This window comes from Pseudomonas sp. AB39(2026) (genome assembly GCF_059831485.1).
Window position 1 is genome coordinate 577,317 of sequence record NZ_CP195212.1, and the last position, 24,269, is coordinate 601,585.

Below are 24,269 nucleotides of genomic sequence, written 5' to 3' on the forward strand. Positions count from 1 at the left end.
AAGCTGGCTGTAAATAATTCTAGGCGGCCCCGGCCGGAGAGTTATTCTCTTTTTGAAAAGCTGACGAGGCTGTCACAGGGCAAATTACCCTGACAACTTAGGCTAGGAAGGAACAGATGCCCTGCGGGCACCCTCCGCCGATCACTGGCCAGGTCGAACTTTTCAACCCTCATTGCTACTAAGCCACAGCTCATCACTGGTCTAGGTATGGAACGCTACGCGCCCCGGGAATGGCAGCCCCATGAGCGGCCCTCGATGCCCGGCTCACCTTCAACGCCGCTGCACCCTACGCCACGCCGCATCGCCTATGCGTTGGTGGGCCTGCTGGTGGGCATTACCGGCGGACTGGGCAATGCCTTGGTCACGGCCAACCTGGTGTACCTGCAAGGCGCCCTGGGCGTGACCAGTGCAGAAATCGCCTGGCTGCCAGCGGCCTATGTAATGACCAACGTCACCATGAACCTGCTGCTGGTCAAGTTCCGGCAGCAGTTCGGCCTTCGTGCCTTTACGGAAGTGTTCCTGGGGCTTTACGTGCTGGTGACCTTGGCCCACCTGTTCGTGAACGACCTGGGCTCGGCCATTGCCGTGCGCGCCGCCCATGGCATGGTGGGCGCCGCCCTGAGTTCTTTGGGCCTGTATTACATGATCCAGGCGTTGCCCGCGAAGTGGCGCCTCAAGGCGCTGGTGCTGGGCCTGGGCACCGCTCAGTTGGCATTACCCTTTGCCCGGCTGGTCTCCGAGGACCTGTTGCAGATCGCCGAATGGCGCGGCCTCTACCTGTTCGAGCTGGGCCTGGCGATCACGGCGCTGGCCGCTGTGTTCTGGCTCAAGCTACCCCCTGGGGACCGCTTCCGTACCTTTGAACCCCTAGACTTTCTCACCTTCGCACTGCTAGCCCCAGGTGTGGGCCTGCTGGTGGCCGTGTTGTCCCTGGGGCGTATCGACTGGTGGTTCGAGGCCCGCTGGATCGGGATCGCGCTGGCCTGTTCCATCGTGCTGATCCTGGCAGGGCTGTGCATCGAGCACAACCGCCGCAACCCGTTGCTGATGACAAGGTGGCTGGGCAGCGGGCCTATTCTGCGGTTAGGGTTGGCCGTGGTGCTTATACGCATGGTCAGCTCGGAACAGTCCACCGGCGCGGTGGGGTTCATGCAGTACCTGAACATGGGCAGCGAGCAACTGTTCAGCCTGTACGTGGTGATGTTGATCGGCAGCGTATCAGGGCTGTTGATCAGTGCCTTGATGATCAACCCAGACCACCTGTTTCGGCCGCTACTCTTCTCGGTAGGCCTGATGGCGGTCGGCGCGCTTATGGACAGTTTCTCCAATAACCTGACCCGGCCACCACAGTTGTACGTGAGCCAATTTCTGCTGGCCTTTGGTAATACCTATTTTCTAGGGCCGACCATGGTGATCGGTACCCGCAACGTGATTGCCAACCCACGCAACCTGGTCAGCTTTTCCGTGCTGTTCGGGATTGCCCAGAACCTGGGCGGGCTGCTGGGGTCAGCGCTGCTGGGTACCTGGCAGGTGATCCGCGAGAAATTCCACTCCAGCCTGATCGTGGAGCAGTTGCAAGCCACCGACCCCCGTGTGGCTGCAAGGGTCAGCAGCGGCGCGGCATCCTATGCCCAGGCCCTGGCGGACCCCAGCGCGCGCAATGCCCAAGGCCTGCGCGCCCTGGCCAATGCCGCTACACGAGAGGCGAACGTGATGGCCTACAACGACGTGTTCATGCTGATCGCCATCATCGCTATCCTTACGCTTATCTGGATGTCCGTTCGCGTGTTGTGGCTTGCCAGCAATGCCCGCGCCCAACAGGCGGCCGATGTTCAACCTGCCGGCAAACCCCAATGACTGACACGCCTCAAACCGCTACCACTACCGCCATCGCAGCCACCCCGGAAGGGCAGACCCCGCCCCCTGACCACGTCGCCGAGTCCCGGCCCCGGCGCACCCGTGTGCTGTCTGCACTGGCGTTCGGCACCCTGGCGCTGCTGGGTGTGCTGATCGTGCTCTATGCCTGGCAGTTGCCGCCCTTTGCCAGCGCGATCGAAAGCACGGAAAACGCACTGGTGCGTGGCCAGGTCACAGTGATCAGCCCCCAGCTCAGCGGCTATGTGTTTGAGGTGCCGGTACAGGACTTCCAGCAGGTCAAGGCTGGGGACCTGCTGGTACGCCTGGACGACCGCATCTATACCCAACGCTTGGCCCAGGCCGAAGCCAGCTTGGCCTCCCAACAAGCGGCCTTGGCCAACAACCGGCAGCAGACGCGCAGTGCACAGGCCACCATCGACCAGCGCAAGGCGGCCATTGGCAGCGCCAAGGCTCAGGCTGATAAGGCCGCAGCTGACCTCAAGCGCAGCCTGGCGCTAGTCACTGATGGCTCCATTTCTCGAAGCGAATTGGATGTCAGCCGCGCTGCGGCCGCACAGGCACAGGCCAGCCTGGCCCAGGCTAACGCCGCCGTGCGCATCGCCGAGGAAGACTTGCGTACCGTGGAAGTGAACAAGGATTCGCTGCAAGCTGCAGTGAGCAATGCGGTTGCTGCTGTGGCACTGGCCCGTATCGACCTGGCCAACACGCGAGTGATCGCCCCCCGAGATGGGCAGTTGGGGCAGGTCGGCGTGCGCTTGGGTGCCTGGGTCAATTCCGGTGCGCAACTGATGGCACTGGTGCCCGATACCGTATGGGTGATTGCCAACTTCAAGGAAACCCAGATGGCGCAGATGCGGGTAGGGCAGGCCGCGTCCTTCACCGTAGACGCCCTCAACCACGCCCGGCTTACGGGCCATGTGCAGGAGATTGCGCCTGCGACAGGGTCTGAGTTCAGCCTGCTCCAGGCCGACAATGCCACAGGCAACTTTGTCAAGATCGCCCAACGTATTCCCGTGCGCATCGTGGTTGACCCTGGCCAGCCTGACGCGCGCCGGATACGGCCGGGAATGTCGGTGGTGGTAAGCGTCGACACCGCGCCCTAAGCGGTTCGGCAACGAAACTTTCCAGGCGCGCAGGCTTTCATAGTGTTTAAGCGGTGCCCAACGGCAAACCGTCATGAAGCGGGCAACCGCCCGCCAGCGATGAGGTGAGAGATGCGCAATACACGATCTGCAGTAGCACTGGCGAGCCTGTTGTGCTTGGGCCCTTTGGCGGCACACGCCACTGACGAGAAGCCGGCTGATTGCAAGCCTGAAGCCGTATGGACCGACTTCCTGGGTCACGGTAAATGCTACATCGAGGGCGACAAAGCGCCAGACATGTATACCCGCGAAGAAACTGCCCTCAAGGACTGGAAAAGCAAGGGCCTGAGGGCACCAGAAGAAAACTCCCAGTGGGTCGATATCAAAGGCACCTATGTGATGGTCAACCGTGAGAACTCGGTAATCAAGGAAATCCACAAGAAGAAATAAGCGCATCATTGGCGCTGATGTTCACTATGCCTGCGTTGATTTTCCCTCGAAGGCGGTAGCTGGCTAAGGTAGTTCCCATACCCGTTACCTACCCCTTTGAAGGAGAAACACCATGAAACACGTACTTGCTGTGACCTTTGCACTTACCGCATTGACTGCCGGTAGTGCCTTTGCCCTGCCTAAGCCCTCCTCATTGCCTACCGTCATTCACAAAGCCGAAGTGCTGACAGCCGCCACGCGGGCAGCAAAGCCCAGCCCTGTCGACACCGTGCTGGTCGCTGACAACCGCAAGGAATTCGGTTCCCAATATCAGCGGTATTGATTGACCCTGCGTGATCCTTGCTGAGAGTTGCAAGCTTGGCGCCTACGATTCTCATACGCTGCGAGTGAGGGCGCACAACTTCAGGAAACTTAACCGCCACCTCCAGGCCCTAATCAGAAAGGGCGCAACACGGCGCCCGGTTTCATTGGGCTCAAGCCTGGAGGCAACGATGACAGACAAAACCTGCAACTGTTCTGGCTGTGATTGCGCCAACGAACATACCGAAGGCGTGGAAGTAAAAGGCCGCTGGTTCTGCTGCGTAGCCTGCTCGGTGGACCACCTGAACGGCGAGGCTTGCGCCATGCAAGGGTGTGGCTGCGGCAGCACAGGCGTGAAAACCCGTGACGCGGGCCAGGGCCATGACAAGGTCGACCATGCAGTAGACGAAACCTTTCCTGCCAGCGACCCTATTTCGCCGTGACCTGTAGATAATCCCTTGGCCCCGGTACACTGGGGCCTTTGCTTGTCGAGGATCAAGGGTGCCTCCACGCCATGGCTTTGTGCTAACTCGCCACTGGGCCGATACGCCCGAGGGCACAGAGGTCCATCTTTGGCTCGCCACGGACACCGGCCCTTTACGGTTGCGCCTGCCACTTCAACCTCACGTGGCCTTCCTTCCTGCTACCCAGCAGCCACTCGCCGAACGGCTGATAGACCAGGCGGCCGGCGTTGACTTCAAGCCACTCAAGCTTAAAGACTTTCGCAACCGCGCAGTGGTAGGCCTGTACTGCAAGCAATTCGCTCAACTGCAAGAGCTGGCCGTGCGCTTGCGCCGTGGCGGGGTGGACCTCTATGAGGCCGATATCCGCCCGCCCGAGCGCTATTTGATGGAGCGGTTTATCACTGCCCCGGTCGAATTTACCGCTCAAGGCTCGGCCGATCAGGGGTGGCGCGGGGACGTGAGGCCTATTCCAGTCTACCGGCCGTTGTTAAAACTAGCCTCCCTAGACATCGAAACCGACCGTCATGGCAATCTGTTCTGCATCGGCCTGGAAGGGTGTGGCCAACGTGTGGTCATGATGCTGGGGGCGACGCCGGCTACTGCACCGCAGGTGGACTTTCAGCTGGATTACTATTCAAGCGCAACCGAACTTCTGGAAGCCCTTAACCACTGGTTCGTGCAGCATGACCCGGACGTCATTATCGGCTGGAATGTTATCCAGTTCGACCTCCGGGTACTGCACCAGCACAGCCAGCGCTATGGCGTTCCGTTGCGCCTGGGGCGAGGCGGTGTTCCGATGGGCTGGCGCGAGCACACCGACCAGGGTCACTATTTTGCCTCTGCCGCAGGGCGCCTGATCATTGACGGGATTGAGGGATTACGGGCGGCCCAGTGGACATTTCCGTCCTTCAGCCTGGAGAACGTGGCGCAAGCCCTGTTGGGTGAGGGCAAGGCCATTGACAATGTGTACCAACGGCTGGAGAGCATCGAGCGTATGTTCGCCCAGGACAAGCCTGCCTTGGCACGGTACAACCTGCGCGACTGCGAACTGGTGACCCGGATCTTTGCCCAAACGCACTTGATGGACTTCCTGATAGAACGGGCGCGCGTGACCGGCCTGCCCGCTGACCGCATGGGGGGGTCCATTGCGGCCTTCGACCACCTGTACTTGCCCGCCATGCACCGGTTGGGCCGCGTGGCCCCCAACCGGGGCGAACGCCTGCCCGCTGCCAGCCCAGGTGGCTTTGTCATGGACTCCCAGCCGGGGCTGTACCACTCCGTGCTGGTACTGGATTACAAAAGCCTGTACCCCTCCATCATTCGCACGTTTCTCATCGACCCGGTGGGTCTGATAGAGGGCTTGGCTTCGCCAGAGCAGGCGGTGGAAGGTTACCGGGGCGCCGTGTTTTCCCGCACGGCCCATGCCCTGCCAGGCATTGTGGCGCAGGTGGCCGAAGGGCGTGAGCAGGCCAAACGGGAAGGCAACGCTCCGCTGGCACAGGCTTTGAAGATCATCATGAACGCGTTCTACGGCGTTCTGGGTGCGTCAGGCTGCCGCTTCTTCGACCCTCAGCTGACGTCCTCCATCACCCTGCGTGGCCATGAAATCATGCGCCAGACCCGAGCCCTGATCGAAGCACAGGGTTACACAGTGATCTACGGCGACACCGATTCGACCTTCGTATGGCTGGAGGGCGAGCATACCGAGGCCCAGGCGCAGGTCATCGGCAACGCTCTGGTACAGCAGGTCAACGCTTGGTGGGGCGAGCATCTGGCCTCAACCCTGGGGTTGAACAGTGCGCTGGAACTGCAGTTCGAAACACACTTCAAACGGTTCCTCATGCCTACTACACGGGGTACGGAAGAGGGCAGCAAGAAGCGTTATGCGGGCTTGGTTCAGGGCCCAGATGGGGCTGAACGCATGGTGTTTAAAGGTTTGGAAACCGTACGCACCGATTGGTCGCCACTGGCCAGGGAATTCCAGCAGGCGCTATACCGCCGGATCTTTACCGGCCAGCCTTGGAAGGGGTATGTGCAGGACTACGTGCGCCAGACCCGCGGCGGCCTGCACGACGACAAGCTGGTCTACCGCAAACGCTTGACCCGGCCTCTGGCCGACTATGTACGAAACGTGCCGCCCCATGTAAGGGCGGCGCGCCTGGCAGACGACTTCAACAAGGCTCAAGGGCGTACGCTGCAATACCAGCGCAAGGGCTGGATCAGCTATGTAATGACCCTCAACGGCCCGGAGCCTTTAGAGGTCCGGCACGCGCCGCTGGATTACGAGCATTACATCACTCGGCAACTGCAGCCGATTGCTGATGCCATTTTGCCGTTCGTAGAAGGGGACTTTGGCGAGTTGGTTGGCGAGCAGTTGGGGCTCTTCTAGGCTATAAGCTGCATAGCCGACAAGCCCCGCCGCTTAAGCCTTACTCGCCTGTCAGCGGTGTAGGCTGAATGATCTCGACCCAGTACTGGTCCGGGTCTTTGATAAAGGCAATGCTTTTCATGCGGCCATCTGCCAGGCGCTTCTGAAAATCAACACCCAGTTGCTCGAAGCGTTCGCAGGCGGCATGAATGTCTGGCACTGACACACAGATATGCCCAAAGCCACGTGGGTCAGTATTGCCATTGTGATAAACGACGCTGTCGTCTGTTTCGCTGCCGTGGTTGTGGGTTAGTTCAAGTACGCCCGGAATGGATTTCATCCAGCGGTTACGTTCAGCGTCATCGGCTGGGATGCTGTCGCGATCTACCAGCGCCAGGAAATACAGGCTGAACTGTGCATCCGGAAAATCTCTTTTTTCAACCAGGCTAAAACCCAATACGCGCGTATAGAAATCCAGCGACTGCGTAATGTTTTTTACACGAAGCATGGTGTGGTTGAACACGAAACCTGTTGTAGCGGTATCCCGCTGAGCGGTTACGCCCGCAACGGTGTCGAGGTCATTAAGGCTCATGGTGTTCTCCTGCGTGGGTAAGGCATGTAAAGCGAGGCATAGACGCAGGGCAGGGCCAACAGCGGGACGTTCCTGGCACGGTACCAGAAGCGTTGAAATAAGAAGCCCGCCGAAGCGGGCATATGGGGCGCTGTTCCTTCAGCGACCTTGATCCTGCGCGTATGCGTGTGAAAAAAGCGTGAAGCCCTGTACCGTTTAGCGGCGAACCCAACCTTCGACGGTTTCTGCGCCGTATTGGTCTTTCCAGGCGCGCAGGCCACGGTGATTGCCACCCTTGGTTTCGATCAGTTCGCCGGTTTCCGGGTTTTCGTACACCTTCACCACACGGGCGCGGCGGGTCTTGGGCGCTGGCGCAGCGGTAGCCGCACGGGGTGCGGAAGCGCCAGTAGGGTCCAGCAGGCTTTTGATATCGCGAAGGCTCTTGTCGTACTCCTTCATCAACCCTAACAGCTTTTGTTCGAATTCGATTTCACGCTTGAGCGAGGTATCGTTTTTCATTACTTCAAGCTGTGCGAGTTGTTCTTGCAGCGCTTTTTCGGCAGCGCGGAATTCGGCGAGTCTGGACATGGTAGGGCTCCGGCTAATGAACTCAGTAGCCGGAGAATAGAGGTTGGAATGAATTAAGTAAATATCCTGCGCCGGGATTTACTTGAACTGTAGCTGTAAACTTTTTACATTTCGGCGCGTCGTGGCAAGTCAGGCCCTGTTCGAGAACAAGTAATAGCGGCGGCCTTGCAGGCGAACCGAAGCAGGGTTTCAAGGTCTTCCGGGTTCAATGTGCGCAACTTCCCAGGCGCGACTGCATCGTGATCCGCCAGCCAGGCCAGTAGTGCAGCCTGGAAAGTATCACCGGCCCCCACAGTGTCGCGGACTTCTACCAGGGGCGCGGCCACGGACAACCGTCCATGTTCCAGGCTAAATACATCAGCGCCTTGGCCACCTCGTGTCACAAAGACCAACTCGCAGCCTTCTTTAAGCCACCCGCGGGCAATATCTTCCAAGGCCGCCTGCGGGTATAAGAGTTCAAGGTCCTCATCGCTGACTTTGATCACGTGGGCCAAGGCCGCCATCTCCGCAACCACGGCGCGCCACTGTGTGATATCCGGCGCAGGGTTGAGCCTCACGTTGGGGTCATAGCTGATCAGCCGTTGGCCGGCCTCTCGCCGCGCCAGAGCGCGCAAGGCAGTGCCTACCGGTTCCACCACCGCCGAGAACGACCCGAAGTGCAGGCCTTTGATAGCGCTGTCCAAGGCGGGCAGGCGGTCGACCTCAAGCGCACGGTCGGCGCACCCCAGGCCCCGAAACGCATAAGCAGGCACGCCGTCGCCCGACAAGCTCACCATGGCCAAGGTAGTGGGCGCATCGAAATGCTGAAGGTAGCGGCCGTCGACCCCTTCGCGGGCCAGCAGGTGCTTGAGGTTATTGCCCAGGGCGTCGGTAGACAGGCCGGCGAGCAAGGCCACCGAGGTGTTCAGGCGCGCCAGCCCGATGGCCACGTTATAGGGGGAGCCACCGGCCACGGCAGTGTAGTCCAGGTTTGCCTGGGGTTCGCCCAGGCGCGTGTTGCAGAAAAAATCGTACAGGGCTTCGCCGCAAACGAGAAACATGTAGGCCTCGGGTCAAAGAGAGAGAATATGGTGCCGGTACCGCTCATACACCGCCTGATACGCCTGAACGCGGTGAGGGTCGGGCTGGCAAAGGGTACCTGGATCGACCTGTACACAGCGCTCAGACAATGCCTGCAAATCGCCGTATTCGCCCACGCACCAGGCCGCCTGAAGCGCTGCCCCGAGGGCCGCGGCTTCCGGCTCTATGGTGCAGACCACAGGGGTAGCCATGATGTCGGCCACCAGTTGCCGCCACACCGGGCTTTTGGCGCCGCCCCCCACCAGGCGGATGGCCGTGCTGTGCATGCCTGCGCTGCGCAGCAGGTCCAGGCCGTAGCGCAAGCCAAAGGTCGTGCCTTCCACTGCCGCACGGCACAGGTTCGCCGCGCTCAGGTTGGTCGCTGTCAACCCCAGCACCGACCCCGTGGCTTGGGGCAAGGCAGGCACCCGCTCCCCGTTCAGGAAAGGCAGCATCATTACCCCGTCTGCCCCGATAGGCGAGGCTGCCACGGCCTGGTTGAAGCCCACCAGGTCCAGGCCAAAAAGGCCGCGGACGGCACTGGTCACATTGGTCAGGTTCATGGTGCAGATCAAAGGTAGCCAGCCACCGGAGGACGAGCAGAAAGTGGCCACGGCAGGCTCGTCACACACCACCGGTGTTTGCGTAAACCCGTACACGGTGCCACTGGAGCCCAGGCTCATGGTGAACAGGCCGGGCTCGATGTTCCCGGTGCCCAAGGCCCCCATCATGTTGTCGCCACCCCCGCTGGCCACCACCGCCGTGGGGCTGATCCCCAGCAGTGAGGCAACGTTGGGCAGCACCGTGCCAATGGCTTCGTTTGGCTGAACCAGCCTGGGCAAAGCCTGGCGCAATCGGCCGCTGGGGTCGATCTGGTCCAGCAGGGCGTAGTCCCACTGCCGCTGGCGCACATCGAAGTACCCTGTGCCGGACGCATCGCCGTATTCGGCGCAGCGCTGGCCGGTCAACCAGAAGTTTAGGTAGTCGTGGGGCAACAGGAGGCTATGAATCTGCTCGAATACCGCAGGGAACTGCTCCTTGGTCCACAACAGCTTGGACACCGTGTACCCCGGCGCGATGGCCAGCCCCAGCCGCTCCATGGAACCCTGTGTACCCCCCAGTGCCGCCAGCAGGCGGGCATTCTCCGGCGCGGTTTCAGTGTCGCACCATAGTTTGGCGGGGCGCAGTACCTGCCCCTCGGCGCCCAGCAGCACCAGGCTGTGCTGTTGGCCAGACACCCCGACGCCTTTGACTTGGCTGCCGGCAATACCGGCCTGGGCCAGCGCCGCGCGGCTGGCCGCGATCAGGGCGTCCACCCATTGTGCCGGGTCTTGCTCACGGCGCCCGTTGGCTTCGCTGGCCAACGTGTGCTCTGCCGACCCGCGCCCCAGCACTTGGCCTGTGGCCGCATCCAGGATCAGCGCTTTGGTGCCTTGTGTGCCGCAATCGATGCCTAGAAACATGAGTGTGCTCCCTACACCGTGACCAAGGCCCGCAAGGCACCTTCCACACCAAAGGTGCGCAGCTGCTGCAGTTGCCGTTCAAAGGCCTCAACGAAGGCAGGGGACGCCGGGACCTGGGTGCCGAAGATCTCCACCACGCCCAGCAGGCGCTGGGTGAGGCCCTCGTCTTCGGCGACCAGCCCCTGGCAGAACTCGGCGCGAGGGTCGGGGATACGGTAGGTGACCTTGTTTTCGTCAACGCCCCGCAGGTAGAGCGCCCAGGCGGCCACCACAAGCGCAGCCCTGTCCAGATCACCGCCCGTGCGAATCAGCTCATTAAGGGTAGGCACGGTAAACTTGGGAAACTTGGACGAGCCGTCCGAGCACACCCGTTCCAGCTGGTCGGCAATGGCCTGATTGGAAAAACGATCGATTAAGGTCTGCTTGTACTCAGTCAGGTCGATACCAGGCACCGGGGCCAGTTGGGGCGTAACGTCCAGGTTCATGTAGTCGCGAATGTACTGCACGAACAGAGGGTCGTTCATGGTTTCGTGCACATAACGGTAACCGCGCAGGAAGCCCAGGTACGTCAGGGCCAGGTGGCTGCCGTTGAGCAGTTTGATTTTCATCTCTTCATAGGGCGTTACGTCTTCGGTGAACTGTACGCCTACGTCTTCCCAGGCCGGGCGTCCGTCGCAGAAGTTGTCTTCCAACACCCATTGCACAAAGGGCTCGCACACCACCGGCCAGGCATCATCGATGCCGCGCTTGTCCAGCAGTTGCTGGCGATGGGCAGCACTGGTCATGGGGGTGATGCGGTCGACCATGGCATTGGGGAAGGCCACCTGGGCATCGATCCACTGGGCCAGGCCTTTACCATAGGCATCACCGGCCAGGGTGGCGAAGGCCATCAGGGCCTTGCGGGCCACCTGCCCATTGTGGGGCAGGTTATCGCAGCTCATCACAGTGAAGGGTCGAATGCCGGCCTCACGGCGCCGTTGCAGGGCGGCACACAGGAAGCCAAACACGGTTTTAGGGGCCGTGGGGTTGGCCAGGTCATGCTGCACCAAGGGCAGGTGGGCCATGAACTCACCGGTGCTGTCATCGATGCAGTAGCCGCCTTCGGTGATCGTCAGCGACACAATACGAATGTCAGGGCTGGACAGCTTTTCGAGTAGGGCCTCGGGGGACTCCTCGGCCAGCAGCATGTCCCGCAGCGAACCGATTACACGGGTTTCGGTATCGTCGGTGTCGCCCAGCTCGAACAAGGTGAAGAAATAGTCCTGGCTGGCCAGGTCGTCACGGGCCTTGCGGTCCTCGCTACGCAGGCCCGCACCACAGATGGCCCAGTCCAGCGCCTTGCCTTGGTTCATCAGGGCGTCGGTGTAATAGGCCTGGTGGGCGCGGTGAAAGCCGCCCACGCCCATGTGCACGATGCCTTGTACCAGCAATTCGGGTTGGTAGGAGGGGCGCTTGACGGTATCAGGCAGGTCGTCCAGAGCATCGAGACTTAACTTCAACGGGGTAGTGGTCATGTTGGCTCCGAACGTCAGGCGGCCGCGCGCATAGGGTTCGCCACGGCCAAGCCGTTGGCGTCGAATAGGTGGCAATACTGGGCATCCAGGTGCAAGGCCAGGCGCTGGCCGTACTGGCTGCTCATGTCGCCACGGATACGCAGGGTGAGGGCTTCCCCTGCATCAGTGCGCACGTGGCAATAGGTGTCGCTGCCCAGGCGCTCACTCACATCGGCGGTCACGTTCAGGGTGGTCTGGCCAGGCTGCGCCAGCTCCAGGTGCTCAGGCCGGATGCCCAGGGTCACCACACTGCCTTCGGCCAGGCCGGGGCCGGTGCGCGGTAAGGTGATGCGCGTGCCAGCGTCCAGCAATACTTCGCAGCCGTCCTGGAACACCTGGCTAACCTGGCCCTTGAGGAAGCCCATTTTCGGCGTGCCCAGAAAGCCTGCCACGAACAGGTTGGCAGGGTGATGGTACAGCTCCAGGGGTGACCCCACTTGTTCTACACGGCCCGCATTGAGCACCACCACCTTGTCGGCCAGGGTCATGGCCTCTACCTGGTCATGGGTGACGTAGATCATGGTGGCCTGCAATTCCTGGTGCAGGCGTGACAGTTCAAGGCGCATCTGCACACGCAGCGCGGCGTCCAGGTTGGACAGGGGCTCGTCGAACAGGAATATCTTGGGGTTGCGCACGATAGCACGGCCAATGGCCACACGCTGGCGCTGGCCACCGGACAGTTGCTTGGGCTTGCGTTCCAACAGCGGCTGCAACTCAAGAATACGGGCGGCTTCGCTGACCTTATGTTCAACCTCCTGTTTGTCGCGGCCTGCCAGGTCCAGGGCAAAAGACAGGTTTTTGCGCACGCTCATATGGGGGTACAGCGCGTAGGTCTGGAACACCATGGCCAGGTCACGCTTGGCCGGGGTCACTTCCGTGATGTCGCGGCCGTCCAGTTCGATCTGGCCACTGCTCACGTCTTCCAGGCCGGCGATCAAGCGCAGCAGGGTGGATTTGCCGCAGCCCGACGGCCCTACAAACACCACGAACTCCCGATCATGCACATCCAGGTCGATGCCTTTGATGATCTGCAGGTCTTCAAAGCCTTTTTTCAGGTTGCGCACTTTTAACGTCGCCATGAGGGGCTCCTTTTTATTATTTCACCGCGCCGAACGACAGGCCGCGCACAAGTTGTTTCTGGCTGATCCAGCCGAAGATCAGGATGGGGGCACATGCCAGGGTCGATACTGCCGACAGCTTGGCCCAGAACAGCCCTTCGGGGCTTGAATAGGAGGCGATCAAGGCCGTAAGCGGTGCCGCCTGGGAGCTGGTGAGGTTCAGGGACCAGAACGCCTCGTTCCAGCACAGAATCAAGGACAGCAACACCGTAGACGCCAGCCCGCCCTTGCTGATGGGCAGCAGCACACGGATCATTTCCTGCAACAGCGTTGCGCCGTCCAGGCGTGCTGCTTCCAGGATGTCCTTGGGAATGTCTTTGAAGTAGGTGTACACCATCCACACCACAATCGGCAGGTTCACCAAGGTGTAGATAATGATTAGCCCCAGCTGTGAGTCCAGCAGCCCGGCATTCTTGGCCAACAGGTAGATGGGCATCAGTACACCGACCGGTGGCAGCATCTTGGTGGAGAGCATCCATAGCAAGGTGCGGCGTGTGCGCTTGGTCTCGTAGAACGCCATGGAGTAGGCCGCCGGCACGGCGATCAGCATGCACAGCACCGTCGCGCTGAACGAAATGGCGATGGAGTTCCAGGCGAAGTGCAGGTAGTCGCTACGCTCCTGGATGTGCAGGTAGTTTTCCAGGGTGGGCGTGAAGAACAGTTGGGGCGGCGTAGCAAATGCATCGATCTCGGTCTTGAAACTGGTCAGCACCATCCAGAAGATCGGGAAGAAGATGATCAGCGCCACCAACCAGGACAGTGTACCCAGGGCTACGCTTTGCAGCTTTCTGCTTTGTTTGAGGGTCATCATGGTCGTGTCCTCAGCCCTTGTCCGTAAGGTTTTTGCCGATCATTCGTACCAGCACGATGGCTGCTACGTTGGCGATGAGCACGGCAATCAGGCCGCCCGCCGAGGCCATGCCTACGTCGAACTGCACCAGCGCCTGGTTGTAGATCAGGTACGCCAGGTTGGTGGACGCAAAACCAGGGCCGCCGTTGGTGGTGGTGAAAATCTCGGCAAACACCGATAGCAGGAAAATCGTCTCGATCATCACCACCACCGCCACCGGCCGGGCCAAGTGGGGCAGGGTCAGGTGCCAGAAGATCGCCAGGGGGCCGGCGCCATCCAGGCGGGCCGCTTCCTTCTGTTCCTGGTCCAGGGACTGCATGGCGGTCATCAGAATAAGAATGGCGAATGGCAGCCACTGCCAGGCCACGATGATGATGATCGACAGAAGAGGGTAGTTGGCCAGCCAGTCTATCGGCTCAGCGCCAAAGAACTTCCACAGGGCGGCGAGCACCCCCGAGACCGGGTGGAAGATCAGGTTCTTGAACACCAGCGCACCCACGGTGGGCATGATGAAGAACGGCGAGATCAGCAGCACCCTTACCACGCCACGGCCAAAGAACTCGCTGGCTTCCAGCAGGGCCGCGATCAATACACCGCCCACCACGCTGATCAGCAGCACACTGCCCACCAGCAGCACCGTGTTCCAGGCGCCTGGCAAAAAGCCCGTGTCGGTCAGGAAATAGGTAAAGTTTTCCAGGCCGACGAAGGCGTTCTCGCCTGGGTAGAGCAGGTTGTAGCGAATCAGGGAAAAGTACAGGGTCATGGCCAGGGGCACGATCATCCACAGCAACAGCAGGATGACCGAGGGGCTGACCAGGAACCAGCCGGGGTTGCGGAACAGCCGCCGGTTGGGCTGGCGAGCAGTCGCCGCCTCGGCGTTAAGCGTGGAAACAGTCATGGGTGATTACCTCGGTTGCCAACGAGGGCCAGGCCGGCCCTCGCATAAGGCGGTATTACCTGAAAGCGCTACCTACAGACCTTATGGGCAACGTTACTTGGGGTAGCCCGCACGTTTCATGTCGCGCTCGGTGCTCGACTGTGCCGCGGCCAGGGCCTGGTCCACGGTGGTCTGCCCGGTGAGGGCGCCGGAGAAGATCTTGCCCACCGCCGTGCCGGTGGCCTGGAACTCGGGAATGGTGACCAGCTGGATGCCCACATAAGGCTTGTCTGCCGAGGCAGCCGGGTCGGCCATCTTCAACGATTCCAAAGTGACCTTGGCAAAAGGCGCTGCCTTCATGTATGCATCGCTGTAAGTGGAAGCGCGAGTCCCTGGCGGTACGTTGGCGATGCCGTCTTTGTCCGCCACCAGCTTGGCGTAATCTTCGGACGTGGCCCACATGGCGAAGGTTTTGGCCGCTTCCTGCTTCTTGGAGCTGGCTGGAATGGCCAAGGCCCATGAGTAGAGCCAGGAGGTGCCTTTTTCGGTGCGCTGGTGCGGGGCAAAGGTGAAGCCCACGCTGTCGGTGACCTTGCTCTGGGCCTTGTCGGTCACGAAGGAGCCCGCCACGCTGGCGTCCACCCAGATGGCGCACTTGCCGCTGTTGAACAAGGCAAGGTTTTCATTGAAGCCGTTGCTGGACGCGCCAGGCGGGCCCGACTGCTTCATGTTGGTCACATAGAAGTTCAGCGCGTCCTTCCAGGCTGGCGTGTTGAACTGAGGTGCCCACTGGGTATTGAACCAAGTGCCGCCGTAGCCGTTGGCCAGGGTGGTGATCAGCGCGATGTTCTCGCCCCAGCCCGGCTTGCCCCGCAGGCACAGGCCGTACTGGTCCTTGCTCTTGTCCGTCAGCTTGCTGGCGAATTCGCTGATCTGGTCCCAGGTGGGCTTTTCCGGCATGGTCAGGCCAGCGGCCTTGAACAGGTCGGTGCGGTAGTAGGTAATGGAGCTTTCTGCGTAGAAGGGCAGTGCGTACAGCTGGCCGTTGACCGACAGGCCTTCACGTACGGAAGGGAACACGTCGTCGAGCTTGTAATCGGCGGGCAGGTCCTTCATTGGCGCCAGCCAATTCTTCGCACCCCACAGTGACGCTTCGTACATGCCAATGGTGAGCACGTCGAACTGGCCGCCCTGGGTGGCGATGTCGGTGGTGAGGCGCTGGCGCAGTACGTTTTCTTCCAACACCACCCAGTTCAGCTTGATCTCCGGGTGTTGTTCTTCAAACGTCTTGGACAGGCGCTGCATGCGAATCATGTCGCTGTTGTTGACCGTGGCAATGGTCAAGGTGTCTGCGGCCATGGCGGGCCCGACCAGGGCAAGGCAACAGGTGGCGATCAAGGCGTGTGCCGACGTGCGCATCGTGCTCTCCTCAAGGCCTGGGCAGTTGCCTGGGCCGGATATTGTTTTTTTTGTCCGCAAGGAAGCGGGGGCGTTTTGCCTGGGTCGATTACACCCCCAGGCGCCTGTTGTCACAACGCCGCGAGCACACCGGGACTGATACTTTTTTGCAGTAGCGCCCAGTGGCTTGAAGCGTTTCCTGCCTCACAGTAAAGACGGTTCTGCTGCACGTGGGGCCAGCACACGGCTTTTATTCGCGCCAGGGCTGGGTGGCCGCCTGCATCATCTGCGTGACCAATGCGCAAAAGCGTGTGCTAAGCAGGCTCTGGGGCCGGTCGGCTGGGAGTAGCAGGTAGGTTGTAAAACGGACCTGCGGTGTGAACGGGCGCGCTTGCAGGCCGATATGCCCGTATTCTCCCGCTACCAGCGGGCTGACGATGCTGACACCCAACCCCAGGCCGACCATCGAGCAGATGGTGGCCGCATAGGGGGTTTCCAGGTTTAGGCGGCGATAGCCTTTAGTGTCTGGGAAGGCTCGGTCTACCCGGCTGCGGGAGCCGTCATTGTGCAACAGTGAAATGAATTCCTCCCCTTTCAAGTCGGCCGGCGTCACCTGGTGCAGGGCTTGCAGGCGATGGCCTTCGGGAAAGATGCACACGCCTGGCACATCGCACAGCACCTGCGCCGTGACCCCAGGTGTCTGCTCGGCCACGTAGGACACCAGCGCTACGTCACAGAACTGCGAGGCCGTCCAGCGAGCGACAGCAGGTGAGTCATTGGTGTGCAAGGAAATCGCAACGCCGGGGTTGTCCTGGCGGAACCGCTGGATCACCCGCGGCAACAGGGTCAGCGTAAGGGACGGCACCGCACCGATGCGCAACTGCCCGGTGCCCTCGCGCCGGATGGTGTGGGCCGACTCCTCAATGCTATGCAACCCGACGAAGGACCTCTCCACGTCCTCGAACAGCGCCGCGCCCTCATGGGTGGGCAATAGCCGTACACCAGCCCGTTCAAACAGCTTGAACCCGCAGGCGCGCTCCAGCTGGTTGATCAGCCGGCTGATATTAGGCTGGGAGGTATGTAACGCGTGTGCGGCCGCGGTCATGGAGCCACTGAGCATGACCGCACGAAACGCCTCTATCTGCTTGAAGTTCATGGCAACCCATATCAAAAGCGTATGGGTTATCACTGTATTGGGATTTGTTGGCATGGGCCAGAGGCTTTATAAACGTGCTCAAGCAGGGCACGACAGAGGCCCGCGGTTTCACTGCCTGTCTGCCGCTATCCCGTGTTGCGCGGCCCCATCGTGGGGCGCACTGTCATTTGACCGGAGGCACCATGACGTTTTCCTGTAAAGCACGCGTTACCCGGCCTTTCCTGCTGCTCATGGCCCTCGGCGCCACTGTTCACACCCACGCCGCCGACCTGCCCACCGTGCCCGCAGCCATCACTGAAGCCGGGGTGATTCGCGCCGGCGTACGCTGCGATCAACCCCCTTATGGTTTCCAGGACAAGAACGGCGACTACGCGGGCGTGGAAGTAGAAATGGCCCGGCAGATCGCCCTCTGGTCCCTGGGTAGTAAAGACAAGGTGACCTTCACCTGCGTGACCGCTGAGAACCGGGTGCCGCAATTGATAGGCCGCAAGGTGGACCTGTTGATCGCTACCTTGGGCGTTACGCCAGAGCGGCAGCGGGTGATTGACTTCACCAAGGCGTATCGTTGGGGTGCCAGCGATGTGCTGGTGAAAAAAGACAGCGCCATCGCCTCCATTGCCGCCCTCAAAGGCAAAACCGTCGCCACCCTCAAAGGCTCGGTGCAAGCCAAGTGGTTCGAGGACCACATGCCGGAGGTGACTACCCTGCGCATGAACAGCGCTGCTGATGCGTTACAGGCGTTCCGCCAGGGCCGGGCCGACGCCTACACCCACGACGCGGCCACGCTGGTAGTCGCGGCGGGTAGTGATGACACGCTGCGGCTGATTGGCGAACCGTTCCAGGTGTCCGATGCGGCCATTGGTGTGCGCAAAAACGATGAAGCCTGGCGCGACTACCTCAGCGCCGCCATCGGCCGCATGCATGAGGAAAAACTGTTCCGCCCTTGGGTGCAGCAGTATGTGCCCGTGGCGATCCAGGGTTATTACCTGAGTGTGTTCGAGCAGGCCAAACCGGCCGAAGCCTTATAAGGCCCGCCCATGGACTTCGACCTTCATTACCTGCTGGCCCAGTGGCCAGCGCTGCTGGACGGCGTGCTGATGACGCTGCGTGTCTCGCTGCTGGGGATTGTGCTGTCACTGCTCATCGGCATTCTGGGTGGCGCGGTGCGGGTAGCGGCCATTCCTGTGCTGTCCCAGGTGGTCGCCCTGTACGTAGAGCTGATCCGCAACACGCCCATCCTGGTGCAGCTGTTTTTCATCTTCTATGGCTTGCCTGCCATTGGCCTGGAGCTGTCGTTGTTCTGGTCTGGAGTGCTATGCCTGTCTTTGTGGGCGGGGGCTTATCAGGTGGAGAACGTGCGAGGGGGGCTGGGCACAGTGAGCCATGGCATGCGCGAAGCGGCGGTGGCCCTCAGCTTGCGCCCTTTGCAGTATTACAGCCTGGTGGCGCTGCCCATTGCCTTTCGCACCAGCCTGCCAGCCATGCTCAACACGGCCATTTCACTGCTCAAGAACTCGTCCTACCTACAGGCCATTGGCCTCGCAGAACTGACCTTTGTGGCCGTGGACCGCATTGCCACAGATTTCCGGGCCATCGAGATGTTCAGTGCCATCTGTGTGCTCTACCTGGTGCTGGTCGCGCTGCTGTCGCTGGCCACTGGGCGCCTGAGTGCTCATTTGCAACGGCCGTTCAGGCAGTGAGGCGTGTATGGAATTCATGATCGACAATTGGGCCTTCGTTGCCAAAGGGCTCGGGATGACGGTGCGCCTGGCGCTGGTGATCCTGCTGTTCACCACCCTGGTATCGGCCGTGTTTGGGGTGCTGGCCACACTGCCCAGCCGGGGGCTGCGCCTGGTGATCCATGCCTATGTAGAGCTGTTCCGGTCCATTCCGCTGATCGTGAACGTGTTCTTCATCTTTTTCGGTGCGCCCATGCTGGGCATTGACCTTACACCGTTCGCGGCCGTGACCACCGGCCTGACGCTGTGGGGGAGCGCCAACGGTATTGAGATTGTGCGTGGCGGGCTGGAATCGGTCGCCCGGCATCAATGGGCAAGCGCCTGGGCCTTGGGGCTACGGCCCTGGCAGGTATACCTGCATGTGATCGGGCCGCAGTCGATGCGGGCCATTCTGCCGGCCTATACCGGGCTGCTCACCATGCTGGTGCAGGCTACCTCCCTAGGTGCGCTGGTGGGTGTGAGCGAGTTTCTCAAGGTGGGCCAGGTGATCATCGAGCGCTCAGCCGTGATGACGGGCGCCAGCCCGGCGTTTTCGGTCTACGGCACGGTGTTGCTGGTGTACTTCGTGTTGTGTTCATCGCTGAGCTGGCTCAGCCGTTATCTGGAACGTCGCCTGGGTCGTCCAGCGATGCGCGCTAAAGGGGTATGACCGTGCAGCAATCAAAAGTCAGTCGTCGCTTGAAAGAAACCACGGCCCCGGAGGTGAACGACTACATCTACCGGCCTCGCCTGGAAGGGTTCGCCACCGGGTTTGCGGCCTTGGGTGATGTGAACAAGGCCCACGTGGTGATGCTGAGCGAGCAGGGCCTGATTCGCCAGGAGCATGCCGCCGTGCTGGCCCGCGGGGTGTTGGCGATGGAGGCGGCCGGGGCGGACCAGGTCCCGCTGGACCCTTCACGCGAAGACGCCTATTTCAATTACGAAGCCCACTTGATCGAGCAGATCGGTGCGGATATCGGTGGGCGCCTGCACACCGGGCGCAGCCGCAATGACATTCTGGCCACCCTCGACCGCCTACGTTGCCGCGATACCCTCTTGGCCTTGATCGACGCACTGTGCGATGTGCGCCAGGCTGCGCTGGACAACGCCACTCGCTTTGCCCAAGTGGTGATGCCGGGTTACACCCACTTGCAACCGGCCCAGCCCGTTACCTATGGCTATTACCTGGCGGCGGTGGAGCAGGCGCTGGCACGGGACACCCAGCGGCTGGCGCATACACTGCAGGCTATGAACCATAGCCCCCTGGGCGCTGCGGCCTTCGCGGGCACACCCTTCGCCATTGACCGGGCACGCACGGCCGACCTGCTCGGCTTTGACGGGGTGGTGGACAATGCACTGGACGCCGTAGGCTCGCGGGACTTCATCCTCGAAAGCCTGTCTCACCTCAACCTGCTGGCCGTATTCTGGAGCCGGGTGGCCCAGGATTACTTTGTGTGGAGTACCCACGAATTCAGCCTGATCGACTTCCCCGACAGCATCGCCGCTACGTCCAGCATCATGCCCCAAAAGAAGAACCCCACGGTGCTGGAGTACCTCAAGGGCCGCAGCGGCCACATCATGGGGTTGCTGATGGGCGCCTGTGCCACCGTTAAAGGTACCAACTTCTCCCATACCGGGGACGCCAGCCGGGAAGGCACCCGGGGCTTCTGGGAAGCCGCTGAAGAAACCCTTCGCTGCTTGAAGCTCTTCGAGCTCATGCTGCGCACGGCCACACCCAACCAGGCCCTGGCCTTGCGCCGGGCAGGCGAGGACTTCTCCACGGCCACGGGCCTGGCGGACCTGATCGTACGCGAGGCCGACCTGTCCTTCCGCGAGGCCCACCATGTAGTGGGCGCAGCGGTGCGCCAGGCCATGGATGCCGGGCTGCCCGCCAGCCGTATCGACAGCGCCATGGTGGACGCCTGCGCCCAGGAACAGCTGGGGCATGCCCTAGGCCTGGACCCTGAGCAGGTACGCCAAAGCCTGGACCCTACCACCAACGTTCAGTCCAGGGCGTCCCAAGGTGGGCCGGCGCTATCGGCCTTAAGCACTTCATTAGCGGCGGCAACCACGCGCTTGAGCCAACAGCGGGCCGACGCCCAGGCTTGGCGAGAACGCCTGGCACGTGCCCGGCAGCACCTGCAAGCGGCCACTGAGCAGGTGGCCCAATGACGCCCATGCTGACCGTGCGCGGCTTGCGCAAGCACTTTGGCGGCCATGAGGTCGTCAAGGGTGTGGACTTGGCGGTGGAGGCGGGCGAAGTGGTGGTAATCATCGGCCCAAGCGGGTCGGGTAAATCCACCTTTATCCGGTGCCTGAACAGCCTGGAAGCCCCCTCGGCCGGGCACGTGCTGATCGCAGGCGGGGAGGTGGCCCAGGCCGGGGACCGCAAGGCGCTGGCCAAGCTCCGGGAGGAGGTGGGTATGGTGTTTCAGGACTACACCCTGTTCCCCCACATGACCGTGCTGGCCAACGTGATGCTGGCCCCGGTGAAGCTCAAGCGCATGGCCAAGGCACAGGCCCGGGAAACCGCCATGGCTTTGCTGGAGCGCGTAGGCCTGGCTCATAAGGCTGAGGACTACCCGGCACAACTGTCCGGTGGCCAGCAACAGCGGGTGGCCATTGTCCGGGCACTGGCCATGAAGCCCAAGCTGCTGCTGTTTGACGAACCCACGTCCGCCCTTGATCCGGAAACCGTCAACGAAGTGCTCGCTGTAATGAAGGGCCTGGCCCGTGAAGGCATGACCATGATCGTGGTCACCCATGAGATGGGGTTTGCGCGGGAGATGGCCGACCGCGTGCTGTTTTTCGATGAGGGCGTGATTGTCGAGCAAGGCCCGCCGGCACAGGTGTTCGGGCAGCCGAGCCACCCTCGAACACAGCGCTTTCTGGCCAATGTGTTGTAGCCGTACACGTGGGCAACACAGTCGGCTAGATGCAAGTTTTGCATCTTAGGTTATGCTTTAAATGAATTTCACACCACTCTCCAAGGTGCGTAGCTTATAAGCGAAGGGTCTCAGCACCCATGCGCTTATAACCTTCAACCTGGAGCCTACCGTGCGACTACTCGCCACCTGCGCCGCCGCGGCGCTTGCCGCATCGTTCAGCCTGTGTGCCTCGGCCCTCACCCTTACCGTAGGCGACCAGAGCTACAACACCCAGGCCGTGATGGACGCTGCCGGTGTACTGGAGGGCCTGCCTTACACCCTGGAATGGAAGCAATTCACGGCAGGGTCGCCGGTGGCCGAAGCGCTCAACGTGGGCAGCCTGGACCTTGGCCTGCTGGGTGACGCTCCAGCGTTGTTTCTCGGCGCGTTGGGTGCCCCTATCAAGGTGGTCGCGATCACCCGGCAGAACCTAGAGGGTGTGGCGATCCTGGCGGCCAAGGGCTCACCGATCAGAACCGTGAAGGACATCCAAGGCAAACGCGTGGCCATCTGGAAGGGTTCATGGAGCCAGCAGTTGCTGTTCACAGCGTTGGACCAAGCCGGAGTGCCCCGTGATGCCGTGGACATTCGTTACCTCAGCGCACTGGATGCCGCCCATGCCTTGGATGGGGGTTCAGTGGACGTGATCGCGACCTGGGAGCCTTATGTTACCCAGCAGGAGCGCCAAGGGGCCCAAGTGATTGCAACAGCCAATGGCGTGATCCCGGCCCAGAGCTATGTGGTCGCCAACAACCATTCCCTGGAGGAAAAGCACGCTGCTATTGCCGACTTTCTAGCGCGCTTGAAGAAAGCCCGGGCCTGGACCCTGGAGGCGCCCGCACATAATGAGGCGTATGCCGATGCCTGGGCCCAGCGCAGCCGGGCAGACCGGGAGATCGCTCGCGCCTGGTTCGCCCGTGCCAGGACCGACCTGGGGCCAGTGAGCGAGCAGAACATTGCCGCTGCCCAAAGCACCCTTGATTTCTTCGCGGGCCTTGGAGCGATCAAGGGCTACCCTGCCGCCCAGTTGTTCGATAACTCGTTCAACCCCGCGTTTGCCCCAAACCCCACTGCCCAGGCCGCACGTTGAAGGAGACCGGCACATGACCCAACGACAACTCAAGCTAGGTGCCCTCACCATGGGCGTGGGCGGCCCAGGCCGACATAACCTGTGGCTGGACCCGGACCTGCCGGCCGACGCCAGCGTCAACATCGACTGGTACATCGACATCGCGCGCCAGGCCGAAGCGGCGCTGTTCGACCTCATCTTCATCGTGGACAGCCAGTTCATCACGCCCGGCTCACCGCCTCACTACCTCAACCGCCTGGAACCGCTCACACTGTTGTCGGCGCTGGCCGTCACCACGCGCCATATCGGCCTGGTCGGCACCTTGACCACCTCGTACAACGAGCCCTTCAACGTGGCCCGCCGCCTGGCGTCCCTGGACCTGATCAGCAAGGGCAGGGCGGGGTGGAACGTGGTCACCAGCGGAGACGCTGGCACGGCCGGCAACTATGGCCGCGACGAGCATTACGACTATGACACCCGCTATGCCCGTGCCCAGGAACATGTGGGCGTGGTGCAAGGGTTGTGGCAGTCCTGGGAAGATGACGCCTTCGTACGGGACCGCAGCACTGGGCGTTATTTCGACCCGGCCAAACTGCACCCGCTGAACCACAAGGGGGAGCACTTTTCTGTCGTGGGCCCGCTGAACATTCAGCGCTCGCCCCAGGGGCAGCCCGTGATTTTCCAGGCCGGGGACTCAGAGCAGGGGCGTGCCTTGGGCGCCGCCATTGCGGACGTGGTGTTCACCCATGCCCCCAGCCTGGAGCAGGGGCAGGCGTTCTACCGAGAGATCAAAGACCGGGCACGGCGCCAAGGTCGAGACCCGGAGCAGGTACTGGTGATGCCCGGCGCAGAGGTGTTTGTGGGTGACACCGATGAACACGCCAGGGAAATCGAGCGCGCCTATCATCACGCCGATCACAGCTTTGAACAGGCGTTGCTGGAATTTGGCCGCTCGTTCGGCTGGCATGACTTCAGCCAGTACGACCTGGACGCACCCTTTCCAGCACAGGCACTTGAGTACGCCCGCAGCAGTTTCTTTACCGTGGCCAAACGCATCACCGACCGCGCCGCCAGCGAAGGCCTGAGCTTGCGTCAGGCGGTAGAGGCATCGAGGCAACTTCGGCCGGGGGCCTTCACCGGTACCGCCCAGACCATTGCAACGAAGATGGCCCTGTGGCTGGAAGAGCGGGCCGTGGACGGATTCAACATTTACATCGGCCATCCCGGCCAGTTCCGCCGGTTCACCGAAGAGGTGGTGCCACTGTTACAGGACAAGGGGGTCTACCGGCGTGGCTATCCTGGCACCACACTGCGTGAGACCCTGGGGTTGAACATCCCGCGCTGGGGTGTATAGGCTGCAGCTCCTTTGGCGTTCAGCCG

The 24,269-nt window shown here is 61.6% G+C and carries 23 protein-coding genes; 13 read left to right on the forward strand and 10 right to left on the reverse strand.

Going from position 1 to position 24,269, the window contains the following annotated elements; genetic code table 11:
• The first annotated feature begins 207 nt into the window (after window positions 1-207).
• The 6 genes from ACSAMW_RS02515 to ACSAMW_RS02540 all read left to right on the forward strand — a co-directional run bounded on the left by ACSAMW_RS02515 (window position 208) and on the right by ACSAMW_RS02540 (window position 6,563).
• Window positions 208-1,857 (forward strand): MFS transporter, encoded by a 1,650-nt coding sequence (locus ACSAMW_RS02515; protein ID WP_500592513.1) that lies wholly within the window; start codon window positions 208-210, stop codon window positions 1,855-1,857.
• Window positions 1,854-2,981, forward strand: coding sequence for an HlyD family secretion protein (locus ACSAMW_RS02520; protein ID WP_500592514.1), 1,128 nt, complete (start codon window positions 1,854-1,856; stop codon window positions 2,979-2,981). The genes ACSAMW_RS02515 and ACSAMW_RS02520 overlap by 4 nt, the downstream gene beginning before the upstream one ends.
• Before the next feature lie 111 nt (window positions 2,982-3,092).
• Window positions 3,093-3,410 carry an RcnB family protein gene (locus ACSAMW_RS02525; RefSeq protein ID WP_500592515.1) on the forward strand — a complete coding sequence of 106 codons (318 nt, stop codon included), beginning with the start codon at window positions 3,093-3,095 and terminating at the stop codon, window positions 3,408-3,410.
• 112 nt (window positions 3,411-3,522) lie between these two features.
• Complete coding sequence (locus ACSAMW_RS02530; protein WP_500592516.1) at window positions 3,523-3,732, forward strand: hypothetical protein; 210 nt, start codon at window positions 3,523-3,525, stop codon at window positions 3,730-3,732.
• 169 nt (window positions 3,733-3,901) lie between these two features.
• Window positions 3,902-4,153 (forward strand): metallothionein, encoded by a 252-nt coding sequence (locus ACSAMW_RS02535; protein ID WP_500592517.1) that lies wholly within the window; start codon window positions 3,902-3,904, stop codon window positions 4,151-4,153.
• Between the two features lie 58 nt (window positions 4,154-4,211).
• A complete protein-coding gene (locus tag ACSAMW_RS02540) occupies window positions 4,212-6,563 on the forward strand; it encodes a DNA polymerase II (protein WP_500592518.1) in 2,352 nt (783 codons plus the stop codon).
• Between the two features lie 40 nt (window positions 6,564-6,603).
• Here the strand turns inward: ACSAMW_RS02540 and gloA are convergent, their stop codons facing one another.
• From gloA to ACSAMW_RS02590, 10 genes are all read right to left on the reverse strand, one after another.
• Window positions 6,604-7,134 (reverse strand): lactoylglutathione lyase, encoded by a 531-nt coding sequence (gloA, locus tag ACSAMW_RS02545; protein WP_500592519.1) that lies wholly within the window; start codon window positions 7,132-7,134, stop codon window positions 6,604-6,606.
• Between the two features lie 195 nt (window positions 7,135-7,329).
• On the reverse strand, window positions 7,330-7,701 hold the full coding sequence (locus ACSAMW_RS02550; protein ID WP_500592520.1) for a histone-like nucleoid-structuring protein, MvaT/MvaU family: 372 nt from the start codon (window positions 7,699-7,701) through the stop codon (window positions 7,330-7,332).
• Between the two features lie 104 nt (window positions 7,702-7,805).
• Window positions 7,806-8,741 (reverse strand): carbohydrate kinase family protein, encoded by a 936-nt coding sequence (locus tag ACSAMW_RS02555; RefSeq protein WP_500592521.1) that lies wholly within the window; start codon window positions 8,739-8,741, stop codon window positions 7,806-7,808.
• A 12-nt stretch (window positions 8,742-8,753) separates the two neighbouring features.
• Window positions 8,754-10,223 (reverse strand): xylulokinase, encoded by a 1,470-nt coding sequence (xylB, locus tag ACSAMW_RS02560; protein ID WP_500592522.1) that lies wholly within the window; start codon window positions 10,221-10,223, stop codon window positions 8,754-8,756.
• Between the two features lie 11 nt (window positions 10,224-10,234).
• Window positions 10,235-11,722: a mannitol dehydrogenase family protein gene (locus ACSAMW_RS02565; RefSeq protein WP_500593949.1), complete on the reverse strand. Its 1,488-nt coding sequence runs from the start codon at window positions 11,720-11,722 to the stop codon at window positions 10,235-10,237.
• Window positions 11,723-11,751: 29 nt separating this feature from the next.
• On the reverse strand, window positions 11,752-12,855 hold the full coding sequence (locus ACSAMW_RS02570; protein ID WP_500592523.1) for an ABC transporter ATP-binding protein: 1,104 nt from the start codon (window positions 12,853-12,855) through the stop codon (window positions 11,752-11,754).
• A gap of 16 nt (window positions 12,856-12,871) precedes the next feature.
• Complete coding sequence (locus tag ACSAMW_RS02575; RefSeq protein WP_168084650.1) at window positions 12,872-13,705, reverse strand: carbohydrate ABC transporter permease; 834 nt, start codon at window positions 13,703-13,705, stop codon at window positions 12,872-12,874.
• 10 nt (window positions 13,706-13,715) lie between these two features.
• Window positions 13,716-14,642 (reverse strand): carbohydrate ABC transporter permease, encoded by a 927-nt coding sequence (locus ACSAMW_RS02580; protein ID WP_500592524.1) that lies wholly within the window; start codon window positions 14,640-14,642, stop codon window positions 13,716-13,718.
• A 93-nt stretch (window positions 14,643-14,735) separates the two neighbouring features.
• Entirely contained in the window at window positions 14,736-16,040 is a 1,305-nt protein-coding gene (locus tag ACSAMW_RS02585) for an ABC transporter substrate-binding protein (protein ID WP_500592525.1), read from the reverse strand.
• Between the two features lie 229 nt (window positions 16,041-16,269).
• Complete coding sequence (locus ACSAMW_RS02590; RefSeq protein ID WP_500592526.1) at window positions 16,270-17,175, reverse strand: LysR substrate-binding domain-containing protein; 906 nt, start codon at window positions 17,173-17,175, stop codon at window positions 16,270-16,272.
• Between the two features lie 230 nt (window positions 17,176-17,405).
• On the opposite strand from ACSAMW_RS02590, the gene ACSAMW_RS02595 reads away from it, so the two are divergent.
• From ACSAMW_RS02595 to ACSAMW_RS02625, 7 genes are all read left to right on the forward strand, one after another.
• Window positions 17,406-18,203, forward strand: coding sequence for a transporter substrate-binding domain-containing protein (locus ACSAMW_RS02595; protein WP_500593950.1), 798 nt, complete (start codon window positions 17,406-17,408; stop codon window positions 18,201-18,203).
• A gap of 9 nt (window positions 18,204-18,212) precedes the next feature.
• Entirely contained in the window at window positions 18,213-18,875 is a 663-nt protein-coding gene (locus ACSAMW_RS02600; RefSeq protein ID WP_500592527.1) for an amino acid ABC transporter permease, read from the forward strand.
• Between the two features lie 7 nt (window positions 18,876-18,882).
• Window positions 18,883-19,563: an amino acid ABC transporter permease gene (locus ACSAMW_RS02605; protein ID WP_500592528.1), complete on the forward strand. Its 681-nt coding sequence runs from the start codon at window positions 18,883-18,885 to the stop codon at window positions 19,561-19,563.
• Between the two features lie 2 nt (window positions 19,564-19,565).
• Complete coding sequence (argH, locus tag ACSAMW_RS02610) at window positions 19,566-21,065, forward strand: argininosuccinate lyase (RefSeq protein WP_500592529.1); 1,500 nt, start codon at window positions 19,566-19,568, stop codon at window positions 21,063-21,065.
• Window positions 21,062-21,799 (forward strand): amino acid ABC transporter ATP-binding protein, encoded by a 738-nt coding sequence (locus tag ACSAMW_RS02615; protein WP_500592530.1) that lies wholly within the window; start codon window positions 21,062-21,064, stop codon window positions 21,797-21,799. The genes argH and ACSAMW_RS02615 overlap by 4 nt, the downstream gene beginning before the upstream one ends.
• 151 nt (window positions 21,800-21,950) lie before the next feature.
• Window positions 21,951-22,910: an ABC transporter substrate-binding protein gene (locus ACSAMW_RS02620; RefSeq protein WP_500592531.1), complete on the forward strand. Its 960-nt coding sequence runs from the start codon at window positions 21,951-21,953 to the stop codon at window positions 22,908-22,910.
• Between the two features lie 13 nt (window positions 22,911-22,923).
• Window positions 22,924-24,243 (forward strand): LLM class flavin-dependent oxidoreductase, encoded by a 1,320-nt coding sequence (locus tag ACSAMW_RS02625; protein WP_500592532.1) that lies wholly within the window; start codon window positions 22,924-22,926, stop codon window positions 24,241-24,243.
• The last annotated feature ends 26 nt before the right edge of the window (window positions 24,244-24,269 follow it).

Bases quoted from the DNA above. Each gene is read 5' to 3' on its own strand.
- ACSAMW_RS02515 (WP_500592513.1), top strand. From the start codon at position 208: ATGGAACGCTACGCGCCCCGGGAATGGCAGCCCCATGAGCGGCCCTCG.
- ACSAMW_RS02520 (WP_500592514.1), top strand. From the start codon at position 1,854: ATGACTGACACGCCTCAAACCGCTACCACTACCGCCATCGCAGCCACC.
- ACSAMW_RS02525 (WP_500592515.1), top strand. From the start codon at position 3,093: ATGCGCAATACACGATCTGCAGTAGCACTGGCGAGCCTGTTGTGCTTG.
- ACSAMW_RS02530 (WP_500592516.1), top strand. From the start codon at position 3,523: ATGAAACACGTACTTGCTGTGACCTTTGCACTTACCGCATTGACTGCC.
- ACSAMW_RS02535 (WP_500592517.1), top strand. From the start codon at position 3,902: ATGACAGACAAAACCTGCAACTGTTCTGGCTGTGATTGCGCCAACGAA.
- gloA (WP_500592519.1), bottom strand. From the start codon at position 7,134: ATGAGCCTTAATGACCTCGACACCGTTGCGGGCGTAACCGCTCAGCGG.
- ACSAMW_RS02550 (WP_500592520.1), bottom strand. From the start codon at position 7,701: ATGTCCAGACTCGCCGAATTCCGCGCTGCCGAAAAAGCGCTGCAAGAA.
- ACSAMW_RS02555 (WP_500592521.1), bottom strand. From the start codon at position 8,741: ATGTTTCTCGTTTGCGGCGAAGCCCTGTACGATTTTTTCTGCAACACG.
- xylB (WP_500592522.1), bottom strand. From the start codon at position 10,223: ATGTTTCTAGGCATCGATTGCGGCACACAAGGCACCAAAGCGCTGATC.
- ACSAMW_RS02570 (WP_500592523.1), bottom strand. From the start codon at position 12,855: ATGGCGACGTTAAAAGTGCGCAACCTGAAAAAAGGCTTTGAAGACCTG.
- ACSAMW_RS02575 (WP_168084650.1), bottom strand. From the start codon at position 13,705: ATGATGACCCTCAAACAAAGCAGAAAGCTGCAAAGCGTAGCCCTGGGT.
- ACSAMW_RS02580 (WP_500592524.1), bottom strand. From the start codon at position 14,642: ATGACTGTTTCCACGCTTAACGCCGAGGCGGCGACTGCTCGCCAGCCC.
- ACSAMW_RS02585 (WP_500592525.1), bottom strand. From the start codon at position 16,040: ATGCGCACGTCGGCACACGCCTTGATCGCCACCTGTTGCCTTGCCCTG.
- ACSAMW_RS02590 (WP_500592526.1), bottom strand. From the start codon at position 17,175: ATGAACTTCAAGCAGATAGAGGCGTTTCGTGCGGTCATGCTCAGTGGC.
- ACSAMW_RS02595 (WP_500593950.1), top strand. From the start codon at position 17,406: ATGGCCCTCGGCGCCACTGTTCACACCCACGCCGCCGACCTGCCCACC.
- ACSAMW_RS02600 (WP_500592527.1), top strand. From the start codon at position 18,213: ATGGACTTCGACCTTCATTACCTGCTGGCCCAGTGGCCAGCGCTGCTG.
- ACSAMW_RS02605 (WP_500592528.1), top strand. From the start codon at position 18,883: ATGGAATTCATGATCGACAATTGGGCCTTCGTTGCCAAAGGGCTCGGG.
- ACSAMW_RS02615 (WP_500592530.1), top strand. From the start codon at position 21,062: ATGACGCCCATGCTGACCGTGCGCGGCTTGCGCAAGCACTTTGGCGGC.
- ACSAMW_RS02625 (WP_500592532.1), top strand. From the start codon at position 22,924: ATGACCCAACGACAACTCAAGCTAGGTGCCCTCACCATGGGCGTGGGC.